The sequence below is a fragment of the Trinickia soli genome (assembly GCF_002879855.1).
GTDB classification, from domain to species: domain Bacteria; phylum Pseudomonadota; class Gammaproteobacteria; order Burkholderiales; family Burkholderiaceae; genus Trinickia; species Trinickia soli.
Genome location: NZ_PNYB01000016.1, coordinates 37,958 through 60,703, shown reverse-complemented (window position 1 = coordinate 60,703; position 22,746 = coordinate 37,958). Strand labels below are relative to the sequence as shown.

Here is a 22,746-nt window from a genome sequence, read left to right as displayed (position 1 = left end):
GGGCCGCCCGGGGTTGCTTCAGGCGGCCAGCACCTTGCCGTTGCGCACGAACGGCAGTTTTACCACGGCTGCGGGCAAAGCTTTGTCCCGAATCAGCACCTGCACGGTGTCGCCCGCATGCACGCCCTTGGGCACGCGCGCGAAGGCGATCGATTCCTGCATCGACGGCGAGAACGTGCCGCTCGTGATCTCGCCCTCGCCGTGCGGCGTCACGACCTTCTGATGCGCGCGCAGGACGCCGCCGGCCTTGCCGTTTTCCTTTTGCAGGATAAGGCCGACGAAATCCTGCTGCGAGCCGTCCCGTTCGAGCGCCGCGCGGCCTACGAAATCGCGGGGCGCCGTCAGATCAACGGGCCAGGCCAGCCCCGCGTCGAGCGGAGACACGTCTTCATCCATGTCCTGGCCGTACAGATTCATGCCCGCTTCGAGCCGCAGCGTGTCGCGCGCGCCGAGTCCGCAAGGCCGCACGCCGGCGGCTGCCAGCGCCTGCCAGAGCGCGACGACCTGGGCCGCCGGCACGATGATTTCGAAGCCGTCCTCGCCCGTATAGCCCGTGCGCGCAATCGTCAGCTCTCCGTAGGGCGCGACGTTCGCACGCGCGGCGTTGAACGGCTTGAGCGATTCGGTCGCCTCGCGCGCCGCCGGCAGCACCTGCCACACCTTGCTGCGCGCCTGGGGGCCTTGGACCGCGACGATCGCGAAATCGCGACGCGGCGTGATCGTCAAGCCGAACCCGCGCTCGGCGTTCAGGCGATTGAACCAGGCGATGTCCTTCTCGGCCGTGCCGGCGTTGACGACGACGCGAAAGAAATCGTCGGAGAAGAAGTAGACGATGAGATCGTCGATCACGCCGCCGCGCTCGTTGAGCATGCACGAATACAGGGCGCGCCCGGGCGTTTGCAGCTTGCCGACGTTATTGGCGATCGCATATTCGAAGAATGCGCGAGCGCGCGCTCCGGCGAAATCGACGACGCACATGTGCGACACGTCGAACATACCGGCATCGGTGCGCACGGCGTGGTGCTCGTCGATCTGCGAGCCGTAGTTGACGGGCATGTCCCAGCCGCCGAAATCGACCATGCGCGCATTGAGGGCGCGGTGAGCAGCATTGAGCGGGGTGTGTTTCAGTTCGGTCATTCTCAGCCTCGGCGCGCTTAGGTGTTCGCGAAAACAAAAAAGGGCCATGCCGACCGACCCGCGCGCGAAGCTCGACAGCTCATTTGGCTGGAATGCTTGCGGCAAATGCAGTGCATGGCCCCTCTGTCCTCGGTACCTGAGAGATTGCGCGGCCGGCAACGCCCTGCGTTTGCCTGGCGCTGCGCGCGCCCCTTCGGTGGGCGACTGGCTGGCGAGTATCGGCAACGGTCTGATGAACGCTGCCTACGTACTTGCGAGCTATCGCCTCTCTCCAGAGTGCGAAAAGCCGCGCAATGCGCAAACTTTTCGACGCGGTCGGTCCTTTTTGCCTGAGAGTTTATGGGTGTGCCCCTTCGGCGGCGCTCGCGGGCGGGTAGAAACCCTGGTGCGAACGCGCTCTCCCGACGCGTGCGCGAAATTTACGCGAGCGTAAGGGTGTTGTCAAATGACCGCGCTTGCGAAGCGGCGATCCTGCAGGCGGGCCGAAGAAGCGCTAACTTAGTCTTATGCGCGACGAACTATGAGCGTGCCGCATGCGTCCATGGCAGGACGGCGAGGGAATCGCGACGCGCCGACGCCGGTCTCACCTGGCACGAAGTAGCCGCTCGCGCCGGCAGCGACACAGAGGAGGAAATCCATGTCGAACCGTTTTTGCTGCACCGACCCCGACATTCGGTTGTTGGCCGCGGGCCGTGTGCGCCTTGCCACGAGCCGCGCGCTCGAAACCGCGATGGCGCCGCTGATCGAGCGGGCCCGCACCGTGCCGACGGGCACCCTTGCCGATGTATTCCGCGATGTCGACGCCAACGCCTTGCTGTTCGTCGCGGCTTGGCGCGTGAACCGCTTCGAGGCCGCGGAGCGCACGGTCGTCGATGCTATCGCTCATGCGATCGAGCCGCTGCACGGCGAAGCGACGCCCGAATGGGTCGACGTGGCCGTGCCCGCCGGCGCGTGGACGTCGGGCCGCAGCGGCCCCGGAGAATGTCTCGTGCTCGTGCGCCAGCCGCTGGAGCGGCCCTCGGCCGTCATTCAACAAAGCTGGATCGACCGCGTCCTGCTCGCGCTGAACGGCGACGCGGAACCGCCCGATGGTCTGATTTCGGCGAATTTCTTCGCGTCGCACGACGAAGCTTCGGTCTTGAACTTCTCGCGCTGGACGAGCGCGCAGGCGCATCGCGAAGCGCTGGCACGCGGGCACTATGGCCACGACGGCGAACACGGCAGCATCGGCACATCGCCGCTGTGGCAGGCGACGCGCGTGCATCCGGGCATTCGTGCCGATCATGAAGTGTGCCGCTATATGCGCGTCTCCTAGTCGCAGTAGGGCCCACGGGCGGGACCGCGCGCCCGCTTGCGCGCGGTTTCGGCGTCAAACGGGGGAAGCGCGGTCGCTTACAGCACCGGGCTCGCCCCCGTCAGTGGCGCGCCCGACCACAGACGCGCGCCGTTGCCCGATACGACGCACAGCTGCACGAAGCTGTTGCGGTGCGCATAGGGCGCGAAAAGCCGCTCCATCACACGGGCAAATACGGCAATGCTGTGGCCCGCAAACAGTGGCTCGTCGATCTCCAGCGTGATTTCGATGCCTCGCACCATGGCGGGCTGGGGCGGCCGCGCGACCATCGTCATGACGGATCGATGGCTCAATGCCGTGACGCCGTCGATGTGCCGAGCCGGCACCGGCGACAACGTCGCGAACTGCTGGAGTAGTTGCTTCAGTCCGGGCAGACCGGCCTGACTCAACCGGACAGGCTGAGGCGTGCGCTGACCGATGAACCGCCACAGCGCACCGTTGGTGCGAGAGAGCTGCGCGACGGCAGTCGGCGCCTGCAGCAGCGTGACCCGCTTCACCGGCGCGGGGCCATCCATCCGCATGTCGCCCTCGGCGGCACCGCAGCGTTCCTTGCGGGGCACATCACCGTTCGTGCACATCACGTCGGCCCGCAGCGAGCCAAGAGCGGCCGCGCCCGCCGTCCCACCGTCGGCGGCGACCAGGACGAGCGCTGCGCGCCCGCCGACGCCGGGCGCTTCCTGACCATTGGACTGTGTGAGAGCCCACCTGGGAAGCGCATCGTCGGCGCAACGGGTCGTGAACGCTGCCGCCGAAGACAGCGATGGGCCTTGCTCGATGCGGACGCGATCGACCGACCAGACCTCCGTGAGTGCATCGTCCCTTCCCTGCACCTCGAACGGCCACGCATCCGTGTGCGGATCGTATTTGAGCGTCAGGTCCCGCTTGTCGAAGAGATTGACGACCGGCGTGCAGAAGAGCTTGAAATGATCGGCGTTCAGGTGGGCCAGTTGCTGCGATGCCCACGAATCCGGGGCAATGCGATCGACGGCCAGATGCAGCGTGAGCGTTTGGCCGGAAGCGGCTACGCGCAGCGCCGCACAATCGATGTCGACAAAATGAAATCGTTGCGCGAACGCGAAGCACTCGGCGAGTATCCCGAACGATTGGCCCGTCTCCCGCTCGTCCGTACAAAGCCAGTCCTGCGGGCCGAAGCCCGCCGCCGTTACGGGTATCGCAGGCAGCGATGTCCAACGGCCGGCGCTGTCTTCGACGAAAGCGCTCGTCGTGCGGAGCAGCATCGTGTCCATCAGCGTGGCAACGACCGGAAGCTGGCCCGCGAGATGAACGCGCAGACTGGCCGGCATCGCGGCATCGAGGCGACCGTCGGGGGTGGCCGAGCGGAAGGTGACGGACAACATGCCGCTGATGTCGGGCGGCAATCTCACGCTGCCTGGCGCACTCGGCGTGGACACATATTGCAGGGCGGCAATACGCAACGGCGCCAGAACGACATCGTATGCCGTGCGGAATCGGCAGTTCTCGACGTGCGTCCATAAGTCCGTCCCGCGGGAGATGCGCAAGGGCTCTTTGACACTGTCGAACAGGCCATCGATGTTGAACTGCGCGATCGCGCACGACGGAAAGGGCCGCAGGTACTGCGGATAGGACAGGTGCGTCAGCGCTTCGGCAAACTCCGGATAGTCGTCGTCGATTTTGAGGCGATGGCGCGCATGAAGCAGCGCCGTCGACTGAACCAGGCGCTCGACGCCTTGCTCATCCGAGTGCCCGTCGCTATTGATCGATAGGCGCGCGGCGGCATCGCGGCGCCGTTGCGCGAAGCGGAGCATATCGCGGCGCAAGACCTCGAGTTCCAGCTCGTAGTAATGCCGCAGCAGATCGTCGTCGTAGACGTCAACGTTTGAGCTCATGCGGGACAGTGCGCACCCATCGGTGCCCGAACGACGATCCGACGCTCTCGGGCAAACGGATCAGTCATGTAAGGAATTCCTCGCTGCTGCGCGGCCTGCATCGCAAGATCTCCTCGCCCGTGTCCTTCGAGATGGCGGTCAATTGAACGAAACTATTCAAATGGACGTAGTTGCCGAGAAAGGCGTCGATCAGGCCGACGAACGCCGCGATGCTCGTCCCGACAAAATGACCTTCATCGAGGATCAGGCGCACGCCGACACCCTGTACGGGCGTCACGAACGGGTTGCCCGGCAGTTGGACCACCGCATCCTGCGACTCGATGCCGGCGATCCCTTCGATCTGCCGCGACGAGACGCTGGAGCGCATCAGGTCATACAGCACGAGCACTGCTTTGAGCGATCCGACCTCCATGTCCGCCACCGACACATAGTCGAGCCCGAGGTGTGACGAAAGCCGCCAATGCAGTTCCTGACCTCGCTCGAAACGGAGCGACTGCGTGGGCCGGCGAAGCATCGCGACGCTGAGCGCAGGCCCGGCTTCCGTGCGCTCGCGCAAGAAGAGATCGCCGCCTTCGAGCCCGACCGCGAGTCTCGACGGCAGGTCTCGGTTGGTGCATGTCAGCTGAAGGCTCAAGGTATCGGTTTGCGCCGCCATGGGGTCCAGGTCGACGTCGATCATGGAGATCTCCGTCTCGTACCCGGGGCTTTTCAACGCAACCGCTTCGTCCCGACGCGCGAACCAGTAGTGTCCGGACTGCTGTTCGTCGCCGTAGCGCAGCGAGTAAAACGGGCGCAGTTCGGTGACCTTGTCGCACTCGATCGTCTGACGCACGAGCCGCACATCGTCAATTGAAAAGATGTCGTACGCGGATGCATGGCGCGCAACGGGCACGACCGGATAGGCGAGCGCCGCGTGCGTCACGCGTACGGGTTCCGCATGTTGGCGAAACAGATTGACAACGGGCGTCGAGAACAGGCGCAAGTGCGCTGGTGATAGAGACTCCAATAGCCGCGCCGCCTGCGGGTTGCCATAGCCATCCTTCAACACGATATGGAGCGTCACGCGTTGGCACGGCCCTGTCGTATCGAGCATCGCGCCGAGATCGACATCGACGAAGTCGAACTTTTCCGGAAAACCGAAGTACTCGAACAATAGGCGATGCGCCGGGTGCGATGTCCCTGGGAATTCGAGCAGCGCATCGTCTGCGAGGAAACCGACCTGAGCGATCGGAACTGCCCGTAGCGGTTGCCAGCACCGCGTACCGCCCACTTGCGCATAGGCCGCCAGCGCGTGAAGGAAGATGCCATCGGCGAGGGCTGCAATGAACGAGCGCTCGCCGTTCGGATGCACGCGCACCGTCCGGATGTCGAGCGCGCGCAAATCGATATCTGGCGCGGTCGATTCGAACGTGATCGACACGACGCCCGCGGCGCTGACCGGCAACACGATGGGAGCGGACGCCGCCGCCAGGAACCGGGCCTCGCTAATGGCGAGCGGTGCAAGCGTCACGTCGTAGGCGGTCTTGAAGCGGCATTCGACACCGTCGATGGCACGGCTCACGAGTTCCGTGCCGCGCGCAAGGGTGTGAGGACGTGCGTTGCTTTCAGCGGGCGCGACGGTCACCTGGGCGATCGAGCACGCCGGGAACGGGCGCAGATAGTGGGGATACAGGACGTCGGCCAGGGCTTCGATAAGCTGCGGATAATCGTCTTCGAGCTTCCTGCCGATGCGCGCGTTGAGCAGCGCCATCGCGTCGATCAACTGCGCGATAGCCGGATCGTCGCCATGCTCGCCCGGCGGCGAAAGCTGCCCCCCGATTTTTGGATAACGCTGCGCAAACTCGCCGGCATGGCGGCGCAAATGCAATAGTTCACGTTCGTAATGCGATAACAACTCTTCCATCTATCGTTCCGATGCCTGTGTGTCAGGGCGGTCGCGAGCGCTTTCGAGCGCGCCGATCGCTCTAATGGGAAGGCCTTCTTGCGCGTGCTCGCGTGACCGAGTATTGGAGCGTGGACGGTTGCAGCAAGGCATCGAAATTGACCGGCTCCTCGGCAGGATGGACCACCAATAGCGCCTGGATCGAAAAGCACAGCACATGGGTCGACTGTTGGTTCAGCTCCAGTTCCACGTCTACCTTCTGCAGCCTTGGCTCATGACGCTCGATGGCCCGGCGAATGGAGTTGCAAATGACTGTGCGATCGTCGTGGCTGGCGAGACTCAGTCCGGCAAAGTCGTTTAGACCGCATGTCAGCACGGAGCGCATGCACTCCGGCAGCCCGTCGAGACGTTCGTCGGTGAAGACGATCCGAGTGTTCAGGATCGATTCGATATGACGAGCGACCGCGCCTTTCAATTCATCCAGTGACCACCGCCGCACAACGGCGGACGCAGGCTGGTGCGGTCCGTCGCCGAATAGTTTGTCGAGTAGACCCGGTTCGAAGCGGTTCATCGAGGAGAAAGATCTGTTATTGCGGCGGGATGGTGCGGGTTGTGCGGCTGGATTGAGCGGGCCGGGTGCTGGGCGATGTTTGGCAACTGGATTTGCATTCAGGGCGATCTCGTTGACGGTGCGAGGGTTGGTGGTTCAAAGGCTGGTGGTTCAAAGGCTGGTGGTTCAAAGGCTGGTGGTTCGCAATTGCGCTGAATGAGTAACCGGTGCGGGCCGATAGTTCCAAAACCATCTGCGATTTACTGCATCGATGAAATCAGCCGGGTGTCGCAGCCGGCGGGCTCTCGATCTCGTTTGCGGTAGCTTCTGGGCAGGTCCACCAGCCTGTCTGCGGGCAAGTAGTGCCCGTTTGGCCCAGTGTGCCAAGCGGAGCCGTCGGGGCAATCTGATCCTCGGAAACCTTCGCGGCAATTACGGGCCTTGGCCGGACCGAATTGGCGACGGCATCAAAGAGCTCGATTGCCTGTGCATCCGTGAGTCGCGGGCGGGCTGGAACACCGTTTTCCCTCTTCATTCCGCTTTCCAGCTCGACTGTAAGGGTTGGCTTGAGTCCATTGCCGACCTCCGTACCCTGCGCTTCCCAGTGGAACTGATGCAGACGATAGCCACCGTCCGTAGGAAGGGTCAGCAAAATCTCTTCGCCGGCTCGCCCGTTGATCGCGCGCTGTCCGCGTCGCAGTGTCCGGATCTGGCTCACCACATCCTTGAACGTCTCCCATACCCCACTGCTATCAACTCGCTGGAGCAAAGCGGGCTCGCCCGGTTTCGTGACGGTCGTCGTTTCGATCGAAACCAGCACCCCGGGCCATTGAGCAAACTTAAAGGTGATGGCTGCGTCCTCGAATTGCGGGGTGGTGCCGTCGTCAGCAATGAAACCGTCTTTCAGGCAGAAGCCCGGCTCGGTAGGCAACTCGTGCGCGTGACGCCCGCGAAGCCGCGGGAATACTTCTGCTTTTACGGTGGAAATGACCACCGCATACTTTCCCTGGCGCGTGTCAACCTGAATGAGTTGGAAGGCCTGATTATCGATCCACATGTGGGCCTCGAAGCCCACCGATGGTCCCATCAGCAGTTGACGCTCCAATTCGAAAATCAATGCGGTCGGCGTTAGACGCAATACGTTTTTCAGCTTATATCCATCCCTGTGCTTGCCTGCTTGCAGTTCACCCTCTCGTTGAGCCATCTGCCGTTGGAATTCGTCCTCGTCCATCGACCGGGAAGTCACTTGCCCGTACTTGTAGTCGTAGGCCTGCCCATTGATTTGAGCATCCGCAGGAAGGTCAACCAAATATCGGCCAATGCAGTACGTCTTTGTGTCGTTCATCTGACGCTCTCGGGCGTTGCAATTCAGGGTGACAAGGCTGGCGAAAAGCACCATAAATGTCGCGACAATCCGCATTTCATTCCTCGCGCGAAGGCAGTTGGGCAACGGGTGCCGCATCCGCAACCCGTCCCCGCGATGAGTGGGTGGTCTGGATTGCCGCCTTGGGCCTCAGTCATTGGATGAAGGTAAAAGCGAAGCTCAGCGCTTGTCGCCTTCTTCCTGATTGGTGATGCGCGAGCTCGGGTCATATGCCACGAGCTTCCACACGGTGTTGACACTGTATTTCTCCCGTCGGCCCGTCAGGCGGTCGATCAGAGACTGCTTACCAAGTACCTGCGCCGCCGGTATCACAGAACCAGCCTCGAACCGCTGGCGGCCCCCACCCTCGATCTCGTTCGAAATAGCTTCTGGACAGGTCCACCAGCCTGTCTGCGGGCAAGTAGTGCCCGTTTGCGCAAGTGTGCCGAGCGGCAAATCGGGAGACGGATGGGTATCGCCAGTTATCACGCCCGATTCGCTTGAACGAAAACGTAGCGACTTCGAGACCGCGTCAAACACGGCTACAGCCTCCTCGTCTGTCAGCGGAGGACGCGCGGGATTGCCGTGACCATCTCTTGTCATGCCGCTCTCGAGTTCGACGACCAGCGTGGGCTCAAGAGCATCACTGACGTGGCTTCCCTGAGATTCCCAGCGAAATTGATGAACGCTGTAGCCGTGCCCCGTCGGCACAGTCGACAGATCTTCTTCGCCCGCCCGGCCATTTATCGCTCGCTCACCCCGTCGTATCGTATGAATCTTCGATACCAGGTTCTTAAATCGTTCCGGCACGTCGTCCATATTCAGTCTCTCGAGCAGTTTGGGCTCGCCGAGTTTGGTGACCGTCGCCGTCTGTACGGTTACTTGCACCCCCGGCCATTTCGCAAACTTGAAACCGATCAGGGCACTTTCAAATTGGGGCACCTTGCCGTCGTCAGTAATGAAACCGTCTTTTAGGCAGAAGCCTGGCGCGGTAGGGATATCGTCCGGCGAGCGGGCTTTCAGATGAGGCAGCAATTTCTCCTGCAGCTCTGCAAGTATGTCTCCAAATTTTGCCGGATCATAAGCCGTCTCTTCCATCGAGAAGGTTCTTCCATCGTCCCAAACATACGCACCGAATCCCGCAGAAGAACCGACTATCAGTTCCGTCGAGAGTTCGAAAATGCGAATGGTTGAACTTGGGCGACGCACTCCGACGAGGGCGTATCTTTTCTTGTGTTTGCCGCCCCTTAGCTCAACCTCTCGTTCGTCCATCTTCTGCTGGAAAGCCAAGGCCGTCTCGATCGATGCGTCAGTTTCGATCAGCCCGAACCGATACATGTACGCTTGCCCGTTGATCTGAGCATCGGCTGGAACGTCGACAAGGTATCGGCCCATGCAGTAGGTCTTTGTTTCGCTCATCTGAGGATCTTTCGCATAGCAATTCAAGGCAATGATGCTGGAAAGCAGCATCGTGAATGTCCTGGCAACCAACATTTCACTCTTTGCACGAAGGAAGCTGCGAAACGGGAGTCGCAAGCTGCGCGATTCTCGCCATGCAGTACAAGACGTTCTTTTGAACATGAAGATTCTCGTAGCTCATCTGGTGGTCAAAGCCCGTCATGCTGAAAACCTTTGGCAACGGCGAGCAGCGGTTGATCAGCAGGCCTGATGGCAGTGGCACGGTGCCGTCGCCCGCATTCGCCTTGTCGTCTTCTGACGCTGGTTCATGTTTGACCAGTCTGAAGGTGGCCGTTTCATCGCCAAGTGTGAGCGTCGAAGCACCCAGCTTCGTGTGTGAAGTGGCCCGCGCGACCGGCAGCATGTCGGCGCGGCCAGGCGTTAGTGCATCGCTCGTGGCCCACGTCACTCGGCCAAACGACACGTGTTTTGGATCGCTGCCAAAATGCGCGTATGTGACAGGATGGCATTCGAGCTTCAACGCATCGTGAAAAGCCCGTGCCGCGGCCAGCGCCTCTCCATAGGCCCGCATCGGAGTTTTACCACGCGAACCAGTGAGTTTCGCCGGATCGATCAGTGTCTCATCGATCATCCCCCACCAGACATTTTGGACAGTTTTGCTATAAATCTCTTCGTACGGATCCGAGACCGGCAGCGCCGGCATCAACTCCTTGGTCTCGCCTCCGCTTCGTGACTCGAATCGCAGCCAGCCCGGCGGATGGTGCTTTGTGGGCAAAAGCTCCAGCGGGCCCGGCGAATTCGCCAGGACGCAGGTAACGTCGGCGGCATCCCAACCAATGATCTCGGCAGCCACCGCAGCGGGAATGTCAAACACGCCATTAGCTTCCGTACCCGCTCGAAAGCGACGATAGACAACAGGTGCGCCGCCAACCGGCTGCACGCTATGCACAACGCCGAGGATGCTGTCGCCCGCCTTTTGCGCCGCACGCCGGGCCACCAATCCGCCCATTGAATGCGTGACGACAATGACCTTGCCGACCGGAATCCAATATTTGCCTTTCTTGTACCACTCCAAGGCTTCGTTGATGCGCTGGATCAAGCGATCCGACGCAACCTCGTTGCTGTCAAGCCAGTTATAGCCGCATGCCCACACCGGGTAATAGTAGTCGCCCAGCCGCCGAAACTCCTCCTCGGTCAATGGTGGTACGTCCGTGCCGGCGACCGGATGCCAATCATTTTTTACAACGTCGATTTGCTCGTTATATCGATGGTCGGAATCGCGCCGAAGAGTCATCGCAACCTTCCAGGCCGCCATCGGCGTTGCGGCCTGGGTTCCCGCCTCAACGTACTGGTCGTTCAGCGCGAGTTCGAGTTCGGCAAGGATGCCGCCGTAGCTATCAAGGTGAACTTCTCCCCAACCGCGGCGCTTCGCTTCTGCTTCAGTGAGGGTAAAAACCGTCCTCGGAATGCTGACCGGCCCGGTATCGTCAACCTCGACACCGTCTGCGGCCATTTGAACCTGGCGATCCCGGGGTTCCTGCTTTTTGCGCCGACGCCACTCATCCAACCCATTCGATATGCCATTCGGCGGCAGCCACGCCGGTGCCCCTCGGGGGAGCAGATTCCCATTCGCACGCAAATTCGAACCCATGATCCCGGGCACAAAAATCACCGGAATCACGTGTTTCGGCGGCATGACACCAAGCGCACGCGCTTTAAAGCAGTCTGGACTCGTCACGCTATTGAAGATCGGATCACCGTTTTCATCGAATTGCAGAGGCACGCGACGTACCGCCTGTTGGTGGACCCGCAAAGCTTGGGCAACTGGACTGGACATAGATAGGTCGAATACAGATAAGAGTCAGGGAGTCGGACGAATCGTGAGCGGCCGGATCTGTGTGTCTTCGACGATCGATTGATTCGCACCGTCCGCGCCGAGGCGACCGGCATCGCGCACCGCGCCCGTCTCGTCGAACACCTGGTGTGCGAGGTTGTGCAGCGCCTGACCGGCCCGGTTCACAAGCGCGAATTGCTCGTTGGTTTTCATCGTGGACGACGGCATCTGGGGCAACTCGGGATTGCCACCTCCGCCGCCGGTGTAGCTGAACCTGGATGCCTCGATCCTGTGGTCGCCGCTCGATGACGCGAGCACCTTGCCGTCGCCAAGCGAGTACGTCACCCCGTTGGCCTTCAGCACGATGTTGGGCGCTTCGATAAGCACGTCCTTGAGCGAATACAGATGCAGGCGCTCGGAAGCTCCCACCTCCGTCTTGCCCTGCTGAGCCTGCACCGCGATGTCGCCGGTCCCGGCAATCAGTTTCATGCCCGCTTTCGCGAAAGCCGAGAGCCCCTGCGCCGCCCGCATCAGGATCTTGCGTCCCGTGCTGACGTTGACGTCCTGCACGGCGGTAACGTCAACATGTCTACCCGCAGAGGCAACGACATTAAGCGGACTCGCGAGCGCCACCCCGTCGGGCGCAGACAACCCGATCACGGCGCTGCCGCCCGGCTGCCCGGTGTCCCATTGCTTTAGCTTGCCGAGCAATTTCTCCTGCTGAGCGGTGTCAGTGCCATCGGCCTGGTGTCTGGAAGAGACGTCCGCCAACTGCTTTGCAATAGCCAGCGCAACCTCAAGTTGACCGACGAGTTCCTGGCTGTCGAGCGCACGCCCCTTCGCCTGGGCGCGGCTATCTGTCGAGATGAGCAGCCCCTGCGCCGCGCGGATCGCACCTGCCATGTCCGTCCGCAACTCGAACCCCTCGCCCCGCGCATCCTGCCGCCCCTGCCAGTCCTCGATCCGGGTGATGCTGCCCAGCGACAATTGGCTCGCCCCATGGTCGCTGCGCAACTGCGTTTGAATCGCACCCGCCGTATCGTCGAAAACAAGATGATTGCTCTTACCGCCAGCACGGTTGCCCGCATCACCCACCAGCTCGCGGCTGCGAATGCCGGTCAGCGCGCGCTGGTGCGGCAATTGCCACGCCGACAGGTTTCGCGCGTTCGCAACCCGTCCTGTGATGAGCGGGTGGTCCGGATTGCCGTCGAGCCATTGCACGATGACCTCCGAGCCGATCCGCGGCAGCGCCGTCACACCCTGATTGCCGCCCGCCCACCCGCTCGACACGCGTATCCACGTCGTGCATTTGCCTTCCCGGTCCCAGTGAAACTGCACGAGCACACGGCCATACTCGTCCGTGTAGAGACTTTCCCCTTTCGGCCCCACCACGGTCGCAGTCTGCGGCGCAAGGATGCGCGTATCGACGCTGTTGAACCCGGGCATCGGCCGCCAAGGCGTACGGCGGCTTACGCAGATGAAGGTGTTCCGATAGACGGCCGGGACGTCGATACCTTGCAGGTAGTTGTTGGTCGCCACGTGATGCGTCGCTACGATCTGGTATTCGTCGTCGTACGGGTTGCGGCTGATCGCATACCCGAATTGATCGGTCAGCCGGAACCAGCGCCCCGGCATCACATACCGGCAGTTCCCCTGCGCTTCGTACTGACGCACGCCCCCACCGATTGCATCGGTGCGTCGCTCGGCCAACTGCTGGCCGTCGTCGGTGTTGCGATATCCGTATGCGCCGACATACTCGTACCACTCGAGTTTCGGCATGCGGCTGCTGTCCCAACCTTCGATGCGCGATTTCGCCACGCCCCCGGTACTCGCGGTATGCCCAGGGTTCTTAAAGTCGCCACGCGACATCGCCACGTGCGTAGACACGACGCGCTCGATCGGCGACCACGACGCAATCCCGTCCGCCTCCTTGGAGCCCACCTCCGGCCGGTAGGCAATCGCCGGGGTATCGCCGTCGATTGCAGCCTCGTTACGCTTGGGATCGGCCACGACCAAGGTATGGCCGTGGGCCGTGTGCTCGTACAAGTGCAAGAAACCCGCGTGCTCCAGACGACGGTTCATGTAGTTGTGGTCGTGCTCATCGAACTGGCACGCCATCGTCATCGGCCGATCGGGCTCGCGCACCTGCCAATCCCATACCGGCAGCACCCCGTAGTCTTCAAGAATCCTTGCGATCTGACCGCGCAGCGATAAGTCCAGGAACAGTCGATTGTTCTTGCGCAGCGTCATGTAGCGCGTCCAAGGCCCCAGTTCGGCCTCATAGAACGCAATCCCGCCATCGCTCTCAACCAGTCGGAACGAAAACACGTAACCGGTGAAATACCGATAGCTGCCGTCCTCGCGCAGCAATTGCACGCACATCAGCTTTCTGACGAAGTCCTTCGGATCGAGCTGCGCACTGTCCGACAGTATTTCAATCACGAACCGGAAATCGCACGACAGAGACTCCCATCCCTCCAAACGATTGACCACCAACGTGTCGTAAGGGGCATCGTCCTCAGGAAAGGAAAGCATCAACAGCCGATTGTTCTGCATTCCCGAAGCGATCTTTCGCAGATCTTGGGCGATAAGAGGGGTATTCATAGGTTTGCCTGCCAGGAGCGCCGATGTCACGAATCGGGCGAGCCTAGACCGCGTTTTGCACCCTATGAATAGAACGAGAGAAAAATAGGACGATGTGAAGACATCGGGCTGGCCGCAGCGGGCCGCGAGAGCAACAACATGCGCGGTGGCGTCATATGCCGCACATTACGCCGGCGTGTACGGGACCGCTCATGCAGAAGCGCTCGTTGTCAGGCATGTCGCCTCCAACGAGCGCAATTTCGTCGTTTGCCAACGAATAAAGCCAAACATCCAAAACAACGATCAGCGAGGCACGCTCACACCACCACGCCGACGCGATACTTCGTGACCTGCCGATACGGCTTGTTTGCGCGGATGATCACGTCTTCGCGGTCCGCCATGTTGATCTGATTCGGAAACCCGCCGGCTTCGAGGCACAAGCCCGCGTGGCGCATGTAAGTCGACCCGCTGCGTGCACGCACGCCGTCGAGGTAGTTGCCGGTATAGAACTGCAAGCCGCGCTGATCGGTCGAGACGGTCAGCACACGCCCGCTCGTCGGTTCATACAGCCGCGCCACTTCCCGCACGGGCCGCGCGTCGGCGGTATGGTCGTGGTCGTGGTCGTGGTCGTGTTCGCTGTCACTGCCGCTGCCCTTGCCTTCGCCGTTACGCAGCGCTGCGGCGCTCTGGACCTGCGGCTCGCGCAGCACATAGCAATGGTCGAAGCCGCGTGCGAGCACGAGTTGCTCGTGCGGCCAGTCGAGCCGTGCGCCAATCGGCGCCGCCTCGCGAAAATCGAACGCCGTGCCGGCAACTGTCGCCTCGCGCAGCGGAATCAGCGTGCTGTCGACCTCGAAGAACGTATCGGCGTCGATCGAAATCACATGCCCTTTGATGTCGGCGCCGGTTTGCGCCGTCAGATTGAAATAGGCATGGTTCGTGAGATTGAGCGGCGTCGGCGCATCGGTCCGCGCGCGGTAATCGATCGTCAATTCGCCTTCGTCATCGAGCGTGTAGCACACTTCGACCTGCACATTGCCCGGAAAACCCGCATCGCCCTCTTCCGAATCGAGCGTCAAAACAAGACTGCCCTCTTCCTCCCGCGCCCGCCAGAGCGCCCGATTAAACCCCGTCGCCCCGCCATGCAGCAGGTTCTCACCCTCGTTGCGATCGACGCTGTAACCGATGCCGTCGAGCGTGAAGCGGGCACCGGCAATACGATTCGCCCAGCGGCCGATGAGCGCCCCCATGTATCCCTTCGCTTCGCAGTAATCAGCGGGCATATCGTGCCCGAGCACGATATCGCCGAGCCGCCCCGCGCGATCGGGGGCGTGCCACGAGACGATCGTGCCGCCAAGGTCGCTGATGGCCACGCGCATGCCGTGCGCGTTGCGCAAGGTAAACAGTTGAACGGTTTCGCCGCCGGGCAGCCGGCCCCAAGGTTCGTGCGACAGATCGGCAGTACTGATCATAAGGACATGGAAGGTTGAGAGGGTTCTTGCGCCTGCGCACGCGCCTGATATTCACGCGGCGTGCAGCCCAGTTCGCGACGAAACACGGCATGCAGATACTGCACCGATTTGAAGCCGCAGCGCACGGCAACATCGGCGCTCGACACATCGCGCTTGACGAGCAGCGCCTTGGCCGCGTCGAGCTTTTGTCGAAGGATTTCCTGATGGACGGTGCATTGCAGTTCGCGCCGGAAATACTCTTCGAGCGAGGAGCGCGATACGCCCACATAATCGGCCACCTGCTCGGTGCGAATGCCTTGGCACGCGTACTGCCGGATGAAATGCCGCGCACGCGCGACGTAGGGACTCGCAAGCGGCTGATGTTTCGTCGATTCGAGCACATTGATGCCGACCGGCGGCACTAGAATCGTGCGCCCCGGAAAACGCGCGCCATGCAGCATCTGGTGCAGCAGATGCGCGGCCGTGCGCCCCATCTCCTCGGTGCCCTGGATGACCGAGGACAAAGGAATGCGTGTCAGGGTGCGCGTGAGCGGATCGTTGTCGATGCCGATGATCGCCACGTCCTCGGGCACCGGAATGCCCGCGATCAAACAGGCTTGCAGCAGATGCCGCGCCCGCGCGTCGGTCACCGCAATCACGCCGACGGGTTTGGGCAGCGCATCGAGCCATTGCGTCAACTGATCGATCGCTTGATTCCACGTCGGCGCGCTCGTCGATAACCCGCGATAGATTTCCCCGTCGATCTGCTCGCGCGTGCGGCCGTCGCCCTCGCGCAAGCGCGCATAGGCGAGCTCGCGTTGATGCGCCCAGCGGTGTTCGTTCGAGAGCGGCAGGCTGTAAAGCGCAAAGTGCCGCAACCCCGCCTCGATCAGGTGCGTGTAGGCGAGCGAGACCAGCTTGAGATTGTCGGTGGCGATGTACGGGACGCCGGGCGGATAGTGCGAAGGATCTTCGAACGACGAACCCACGGCCACGACCGGCAGCGGGCACTGCGCCAGCGCCTCGCATACGGCGGGATCGTCGAAATCGGCAATGACGCCGTCGCCGTCGAAGCGGTCGATGCCGGCGAGGCGGCAGCGGAAGTCTTCTTCGAGAAAGAGATTCCAGCCCACGCGCGTGGAAAGCAGGTACTGGCCCACGCCCGAGATGATCTCGCGGTCGTAGACCTTGTTCGCGTTGAATAGCAGCGCAATGCGATGTGCCTTTTGCGGCGCGGGCGGTTTCGTCATTGCCCCAGCCTTGCTCTGCGTACGGTCGCGCGTTGCAACTCGCGCATGGGTTCGTCTCCTGTCGATCGTCGGTCGCCCGCCAGCCTCAGTGCCGGCCTGCTCGCCTGCTTGGGGGTCGATTTTGCACGTATTTCGTTGCTTTCCGCGATTTTAGGCGCGAACGACGCTCGTGCGGGCGTCGAACGCCTCATCGGCAAGAAACGTTAGCGTCGCTGCGCAATTTCGCAATTGTGGCCGGCGCCGGCCCGCTGGCACCATGGCCGCACTCCGACAACCGGCCGCCTTCGAACCGCGGCGCGCCGGCCGGCCGCCGCATTCGGTGCGCGTTGCGGTCGCGCGAGTCGCCGCGCGCAAGGCCGTCCGATCGGCATCCAAGGCGACGCCCAATAGATAAAAGAGGAGTGGAGACATGGCATTCGCAAAACGTCGTTCGGTATTAGGCTCGCTCGTCGCGGGCGCGGTGCTCGCGAGCATCACGCTTGCCGCGCCGCTCGCTCACGCGAGCAAGGATCATCCCGTCATCGGCTTTTGCATCGATGATCTGCGCGTCGAGCGCTGGTCGCGCGATCGCGATTACTTCGTCGCCGCTGCTCAGAAACTGGGCGCAACCGTCTCCGTGCAATCGGCCGATGCCAGCGAAGAGCGGCAAATCTCGCAGATCGAAAACCTGATCTCGCGCGGCGTCGATGTGATCGTCATCGTCCCGTTCAATTCGAAGACGCTCGGCAATGTCGTCGCCGAAGCGAAGAAGGCCGGCATCAAGGTCGTCTCGTACGATCGCCTGATTCTCGACGCCGATGTCGACGCCTATATCTCGTTCGACAACGAGAAAGTCGGCGAACTGCAAGCCAAGGGCGTCTATGACGCGCAGCCGAAGGGCAATTACTTCCTGCTCGGCGGCGCGCCGACCGACAACAACGCGAAGATGCTGCGCGAGGGCCAGATGAAGGTGCTCAAGCCCGCGATCGACCGCGGCGACATCAAGGTCGTCGGCCAGCAGTGGGTGCCCGAATGGAGCGCGGCAACCGCCATGCGCATCGTCGAGGATGCGCTGACGGCCAACAACAACAAGATCGATGCGATCGTCGCATCGAACGATGGCACGGCCGGCGGCGCGATCCAGGCGCTGGCCGCGCAAAAGCTCGCAGGCAAGGTGCCCATCTCGGGCCAGGATGCCGATCTGGCCGCCGTCAAACGCGTCATGGCCGGCACGCAGACGATGACGGTCTACAAGCCGATCAAATTGATCGCGACCGAAGCCGCCCAGTTGTCCGTCGATCTCGCCAAGGGGAAGAAGCCGGCTTTCAACGCCCAATACGACAACGGCAAAAAGAAGGTCGACACGGTTCTGCTGCAGCCGATCGTGCTGACGAAGAAAAATGTCGACGTCGTCGTCAAGGACGGCTTCTACACGCAAGCGCAGCTCTCGAGCCAATAACGTCCACCCGATGACGCGAGCGCCGCGGCGGCCCTTTGCAGCGGCCGCCGCGGCGTCGCAGCGTGGTTCAAGTCGAACGAAGCAACGAGGAACGAGACGCATGGCGCAAGCACAACCGCTGCTGTCGCTGAGGAACATCGTCAAGACGTTCTCGGGCGTGAAGGCGCTCGACGGCATCGACCTGTCCGTTTCACCGGGCGAATGCCTTGGCCTGTGCGGAGAAAACGGCGCCGGCAAGTCGACGCTGATGAAGATCGTCTCGGGCGTCTATCCGCACGGAACATGGGACGGCGAGATCGTCTGGGACGGCGCGCCATTGAAGGCCTCGAACGTGCGCGATACCGAGCGCGCGGGCATCGTCATCATCCACCAGGAGCTCATGCTCGTGCCCGAGCTCTCGGTGGCCGAGAACATCTTTCTCGGCAGCGAGATCACGTTGCCCGGCGGCCGGATGAACTACGCGGCGATGCACCAACGCGCCGACGAACTGCTCAAAGGCCTCGGCATCGAGGGGATCAACGTCGCGCAACCGGTGATGAACTTCGGCGGCGGTCATCAGCAATTGATCGAGATCGCGAAAGCGCTGAACAAGCAGGCGCGATTGTTGATTCTCGACGAGCCGTCTTCATCGCTGACGGCCGCCGAGACGCGCATTCTGCTCGACATCGTGCGCGATCTGAAGCGGCGCGGCGTAGCGTGCATCTATATCTCGCACAAGCTCGATGAAGTCGAAGCCGTCTGCGATACCGTCACCGTGATTCGCGACGGACGCCATGTGGCAACGGCGCCGCTTGCCGAGATGCCCGCGCCGCGCATCGTCGCGTTGATGGTCGGGCGCGAGATCACGAACCTCTTTCCGCGCGAGCCGCATGAGATCGGCGAGGTCGTACTCGAAGCACGCAACGTCACCTGCTTCGACACGACGAACCCACACCGCAAACGGGTCGACGATGTCTCGTTCAGCGTCCGACGCGGCGAAATACTCGGCGTGGCAGGGCTCGTCGGCTCGGGCCGCACCGAGCTCATGCAGGCGATCTTCGGTGCTTATGCCGGGGCATGCCGGGCGACGGTCATCGTCGAAGGCAAGCCGATCGCAGTGCGCGCACCTGGCGACGCCATCCGGGCCGGCATCGGCATGGCGCCCGAAGACCGCAAAGCACACGGGATCGTGCCCGACCTAGGCGTCGGTCACAACATCACGCTGGCGGTGTTGCAGCGCTTCGTCAAACGCGGCTCGATCGATGCGGCTGCCGAGCTCGATACGATCCACAAATCGATGAAGCAGCTTTCCGTGCGCGCGGCGCATCCGCTGCTGCCGATCGCCAATCTTTCGGGGGGCAATCAGCAGAAAGCCGTGCTCACGCGCGTGCTGCTGACCGAGCCGAAGGTGCTGATCCTCGACGAACCGACGCGCGGCGTCGACGTCGGCGCGAAGTACGAAATCTACAAGCTCATCTTTGCGCTGGCCAAGCGGGGCATGGCGATCGTGGTGGTGTCTTCGGAGCTGCCCGAAGTGCTCGGCTTGAGCGATCGCGTTCTCGTCATGGGCGAGGGCGAGCTGCGCGGCGACTTCGTCAACGACGGTCTCACGCAAGAGGCCATTCTCACGGCCGCCATCGAACCGGCGCATCGCGCCGCGGCTTCCCACTCCACCGAAACGGCTTCCGCATTTTCCCTATGACTCCGGACATTTCCTCCCCCCGGGCGCGCAGCGGTGCCGCAGCCGCCGGCTCGGACCGCATTCGCCAATGGTTCGCGCGCTACAAGATTCTCGCGCTGCTGTTCGCCGTCGCGTTGATCTGGTTGTTCTTCACCGTGCTCACGCACGGCGCATTCGCGACGCCGCGCAATCTGTCGAATCTGCTGCGACAGATGGCGATCAGCGGCATGCTTGCCTGCGGGATGGTGTTCGTCATCATCGCCGGCGAAATCGACTTGTCGGTCGGTTCGCTGTTGGGCCTGCTCGGCGGCGTTGCGGCCATCCTCGACGCCAATCGCGGTTGGCCGATCGAGGCGACGATCCCCGTCGTGCTCGCCCTCGGCGTGCTGGCCGGCGTATTCAACGGCTGGCTCTCGACCTACCGGCGCGTGCCGTCGTTCATCGTCGGCCTGGGCGGCATGCTCGCCTATCGCGGCGTGTTGCTTGGCATCACCGGGGGCTCGACGATCGCTCCCGTGTCCGACCGTTTCGTTTTCATCGGCCAAGGTTACCTGCCTCGGCTCGCAGGCGACGCGCTCGCGCTGTTGCTGTTCGCGGTGCTCGCGTTCGTGACAGCGCGCCAGCGGAGCAACCGCCGCCGCTACGACCTGCCCGTGCCGCCGCTTTGGCAGGATGGCGCGAAGATCGTCGTCGCGGGCGCGATCATCTCCGCGTTCGTCGCGACGCTCAACAGCTACGGCGGCATCCCCGTGCCAGTGCTGCTCGTGCTGGTCCTGCTGGGCGTGTTCAGCTGGCTCGCCACGCAGACCGTATTCGGCCGGCGCATTTATTCGGTGGGCTCGAACCTCGAAGCGACGCGGCTGTCGGGCATCGATACGAACCGAGTCAAGCTCGCCATCTTCGCGCTGATGGGACTCATGTGCGCGTTCGCCGGCATCGTCAATACGGCGCGCCTCGCGGCCGGCTCGCCGTCGGCCGGCACGATGGGCGAACTCGACGCCATCGCGGCCTGCTTCATCGGCGGCACCTCGATGCGCGGCGGCTCGGGCACCGTCTACGGCGCGTTGATCGGCGCGCTCGTCATGGCCAGTCTGGACAACGGCATGTCGATGCTCGATGTCGACGCCTATTGGCAAATGATCGCCAAAGGTGCGATTCTCGTTCTCGCGGTCTGGATCGACGTCGTCTCGCGCACGAACCGGCGGTAAGGCAACGGAAAGCGCTCGTCGTTGACGCCGGGCGCACTGCAATCCTGCCGCGCAAAAGCGGCATTTTCTTCAAAGTGGAATTCCCCATGTCGTACGCCATCTATCCGAGCCTCGCCGATCAGACCGTCGTCGTCACCGGAGGCGGCAGCGGCATCGGCGCCGCCATCGTCGAAGCGTTCGCCCGGCAAGGCGCACGCGTGTTTTTCCTCGACATCGCCGAGGCCGACTCCCATGCGCTGGCCGAAAGCCTGAGCGATTGCGCGCACCGCCCCGTGTTTCACCGCTGCGACCTGCGCGATACCGACGCGATCGAGCGGGTATTTGGCGCGATATATGCAGAGGCGGGCGCGATCGACGTGCTCGTGAACAACGCCGCCAACGACGACCGCCACCCCTTCGGCACAATTACGCCCGCCTATTGGGACGAACGCATCGCCGTGAATCTTCGGCATCAATTCTTCTGCGCGCAACATGCCGCGGCCGGCATGAAGCGTGCGGGGAAGGGAGTGATTCTGAACCTCGGCTCGATCTCATGGCACCTTGCACTGCCAAGCCTGTCGATCTACATGACAGCGAAAGCCGGCATCGAAGGGCTGACGCGCGCACTCGCCCGTGAGCTCGGCGCATCCGGCATCCGCGTCAACGCGATCATCCCGGGCGCCGTCCGCACACCGAGACAGATGAAGCTGTGGCAATCGCCCGAAAGCGAGGCGAAGCTCGTCGCCGATCAATGCTTGCCAGAGCGGGTCGAGCCCGAGCATGTCGCACGCATGGCCTTGTTTCTCGCATCGGACGACGGCTCGCGATGCTCTGGACGCGAATACTTCGTCGATGCGGGCTGGTATGGAGCATCCTCATGATTTCACCCGAATGCATCTGGCCCCTGGGCGCCGAACTCGGCGAGGGGCCCGTGTGGAGCACCGGCGAGAAAGCCGTCTATTTCGTCGATATCAAACGCAAGCAGGTGCATCGCTACGCCACCGAGACGCGAGAGACGATGACCTGGCCCGCACCGAGCGAACCGGGCTTCATCGTCCCCGCTGACGATGGCGCATTCGTCTGCGGGTTGCGCAAAGGCCTCTATCGGTTCGACCCGCGCACGGGCGCGTTCGACAAGCTGAAGGACGTCGAGCGCGACGTGGCCGTCAACCGTTTGAACGACGGTTTCGTGGATCCGCAGGGCTATTTGTGGTTCGGCTCGATGGATGACGAAGAAAAAGCGCCGACGGGCGCGCTCTATCGCGTGAGCGAGCGCGGCGAGATCGAGCGGCGCGACGACGGTTACGTCATCACCAATGGCCCCACGACGAGCCCCGATCGGCGTACGCTTTATCACACCGACACGCTGGCCCAGACGATCTACGCATTCGATCTCGACGAGCACGGCGCACTGTCGAACAAGCGAACCTTCATCAAAGTGCAAGGGACGGCACACCCCGACGGCATGGCCGTCGATGCGGAAGGTTGCCTGTGGGTCGCACTTTTCGGCGGCGGATGCATCGAACGCTATTCGAGCGAAGGCACACAGATCGATACGGTCGCGTTTCCCTGCTCGAATATCACGAAGCTCGTGTTCGGCGGCGATGACCTACGCACCGCATACGTCACGACCGCACTCAAAGGCCTGAGCCCCGCCAGGCGCGAGCGGGAAACGTTGGGGGGTGGCCTGTTCGCATTCCGCTCCCCGGTGCCCGGTCTGCCGCAGAACGTCATGACGCGCGGCCTCGTGCGCGAGCGCTGATCGCAAAG

Annotated in this window: 16 protein-coding genes and 2 riboswitches; of the genes, 6 read left to right on the top strand and 10 right to left on the bottom strand. The window is 62.6% G+C overall.

All coding sequences use genetic code 11. From position 1 onward, the window contains the following. Positions 1 to 18: 18 nt before the first annotated feature. Positions 19 to 1,137: a glycine cleavage system aminomethyltransferase GcvT gene (gene gcvT / locus C0Z19_RS18495; protein ID WP_102611290.1), complete on the bottom strand. Its 1,119-nt coding sequence runs from the start codon at positions 1,135 to 1,137 to the stop codon at positions 19 to 21. A 113-nt stretch (positions 1,138 to 1,250) separates the two neighbouring features. Next, positions 1,251 to 1,422, bottom strand: a riboswitch (glycine riboswitch). A gap of 20 nt (positions 1,423 to 1,442) precedes the next feature. Next, positions 1,443 to 1,551, bottom strand: a riboswitch (glycine riboswitch). Positions 1,552 to 1,774: 223 nt separating this feature from the next. Here gcvT and C0Z19_RS18490 point away from each other — a divergent pair. Further along, complete coding sequence (locus tag C0Z19_RS18490) at positions 1,775 to 2,452, top strand: antibiotic biosynthesis monooxygenase (protein ID WP_102611289.1); 678 nt, start codon at positions 1,775 to 1,777, stop codon at positions 2,450 to 2,452. 77 nt (positions 2,453 to 2,529) lie between these two features. Here C0Z19_RS18490 and tssF (C0Z19_RS18485) read toward each other — a convergent pair whose 3' ends face one another. The 9 genes from tssF (C0Z19_RS18485) to C0Z19_RS18445 all read right to left on the bottom strand — a co-directional run bounded on the left by tssF (C0Z19_RS18485) (position 2,530) and on the right by C0Z19_RS18445 (position 16,691). Next, positions 2,530 to 4,359, bottom strand: a complete 1,830-nt coding sequence (gene tssF, locus C0Z19_RS18485) for a type VI secretion system baseplate subunit TssF (protein WP_102611288.1) — start codon at positions 4,357 to 4,359, stop codon at positions 2,530 to 2,532. A gap of 64 nt (positions 4,360 to 4,423) precedes the next feature. Beyond that, positions 4,424 to 6,262 carry a type VI secretion system baseplate subunit TssF gene (gene tssF, locus C0Z19_RS18480; RefSeq protein WP_102611287.1) on the bottom strand — a complete coding sequence of 613 codons (1,839 nt, stop codon included), beginning with the start codon at positions 6,260 to 6,262 and terminating at the stop codon, positions 4,424 to 4,426. Between the two features lie 61 nt (positions 6,263 to 6,323). After that, the gene (tssE, locus tag C0Z19_RS18475; protein ID WP_102611286.1) at positions 6,324 to 6,812 is read right to left on the bottom strand and encodes a type VI secretion system baseplate subunit TssE; all 489 of its coding nucleotides are present in this window, start codon (positions 6,810 to 6,812) and stop codon (positions 6,324 to 6,326) included. 256 nt (positions 6,813 to 7,068) lie between these two features. Further along, entirely contained in the window at positions 7,069 to 8,136 is a 1,068-nt protein-coding gene (locus tag C0Z19_RS18470; RefSeq protein WP_233196192.1) for a T6SS immunity protein Tli4 family protein, read from the bottom strand. A 198-nt stretch (positions 8,137 to 8,334) separates the two neighbouring features. After that, positions 8,335 to 9,624: a T6SS immunity protein Tli4 family protein gene (locus tag C0Z19_RS18465; RefSeq protein ID WP_233196191.1), complete on the bottom strand. Its 1,290-nt coding sequence runs from the start codon at positions 9,622 to 9,624 to the stop codon at positions 8,335 to 8,337. 25 nt (positions 9,625 to 9,649) lie between these two features. After that, on the bottom strand, positions 9,650 to 11,410 hold the full coding sequence (locus C0Z19_RS18460) for an alpha/beta hydrolase family protein (protein WP_102611284.1): 1,761 nt from the start codon (positions 11,408 to 11,410) through the stop codon (positions 9,650 to 9,652). A gap of 24 nt (positions 11,411 to 11,434) precedes the next feature. Next, complete coding sequence (locus C0Z19_RS18455; protein WP_102611283.1) at positions 11,435 to 14,011, bottom strand: type VI secretion system Vgr family protein; 2,577 nt, start codon at positions 14,009 to 14,011, stop codon at positions 11,435 to 11,437. Positions 14,012 to 14,307: 296 nt separating this feature from the next. After that, positions 14,308 to 15,462, bottom strand: a complete 1,155-nt coding sequence (locus C0Z19_RS18450) for an aldose epimerase family protein (RefSeq protein WP_102611282.1) — start codon at positions 15,460 to 15,462, stop codon at positions 14,308 to 14,310. Continuing rightward, positions 15,459 to 16,691 carry a XylR family transcriptional regulator gene (locus tag C0Z19_RS18445; RefSeq protein WP_102611281.1) on the bottom strand — a complete coding sequence of 411 codons (1,233 nt, stop codon included), beginning with the start codon at positions 16,689 to 16,691 and terminating at the stop codon, positions 15,459 to 15,461. Before C0Z19_RS18445 ends, C0Z19_RS18450 begins: the two co-directional genes overlap by 4 nt. Positions 16,692 to 17,100: 409 nt before the next feature. On the opposite strand from C0Z19_RS18445, the gene xylF reads away from it, so the two are divergent. The 5 genes from xylF (at position 17,101) to C0Z19_RS18420 (ending at position 22,738) form a co-directional block, all read left to right on the top strand. Then, entirely contained in the window at positions 17,101 to 18,129 is a 1,029-nt protein-coding gene (gene xylF / locus C0Z19_RS18440; protein WP_102611280.1) for a D-xylose ABC transporter substrate-binding protein, read from the top strand. 100 nt (positions 18,130 to 18,229) lie between these two features. After that, on the top strand, positions 18,230 to 19,810 hold the full coding sequence (xylG, locus tag C0Z19_RS18435; RefSeq protein ID WP_102611279.1) for a D-xylose ABC transporter ATP-binding protein: 1,581 nt from the start codon (positions 18,230 to 18,232) through the stop codon (positions 19,808 to 19,810). After that, positions 19,807 to 20,997: a sugar ABC transporter permease gene (locus C0Z19_RS18430; protein WP_102611278.1), complete on the top strand. Its 1,191-nt coding sequence runs from the start codon at positions 19,807 to 19,809 to the stop codon at positions 20,995 to 20,997. Before xylG ends, C0Z19_RS18430 begins: the two co-directional genes overlap by 4 nt. 86 nt (positions 20,998 to 21,083) lie before the next feature. Further along, positions 21,084 to 21,857 (top strand): D-xylose 1-dehydrogenase, encoded by a 774-nt coding sequence (gene xylB, locus C0Z19_RS18425; protein WP_102611277.1) that lies wholly within the window; start codon positions 21,084 to 21,086, stop codon positions 21,855 to 21,857. Next, complete coding sequence (locus tag C0Z19_RS18420; RefSeq protein ID WP_102611276.1) at positions 21,854 to 22,738, top strand: SMP-30/gluconolactonase/LRE family protein; 885 nt, start codon at positions 21,854 to 21,856, stop codon at positions 22,736 to 22,738. The genes xylB and C0Z19_RS18420 overlap by 4 nt, the downstream gene beginning before the upstream one ends. Positions 22,739 to 22,746 lie beyond the last annotated feature (8 nt).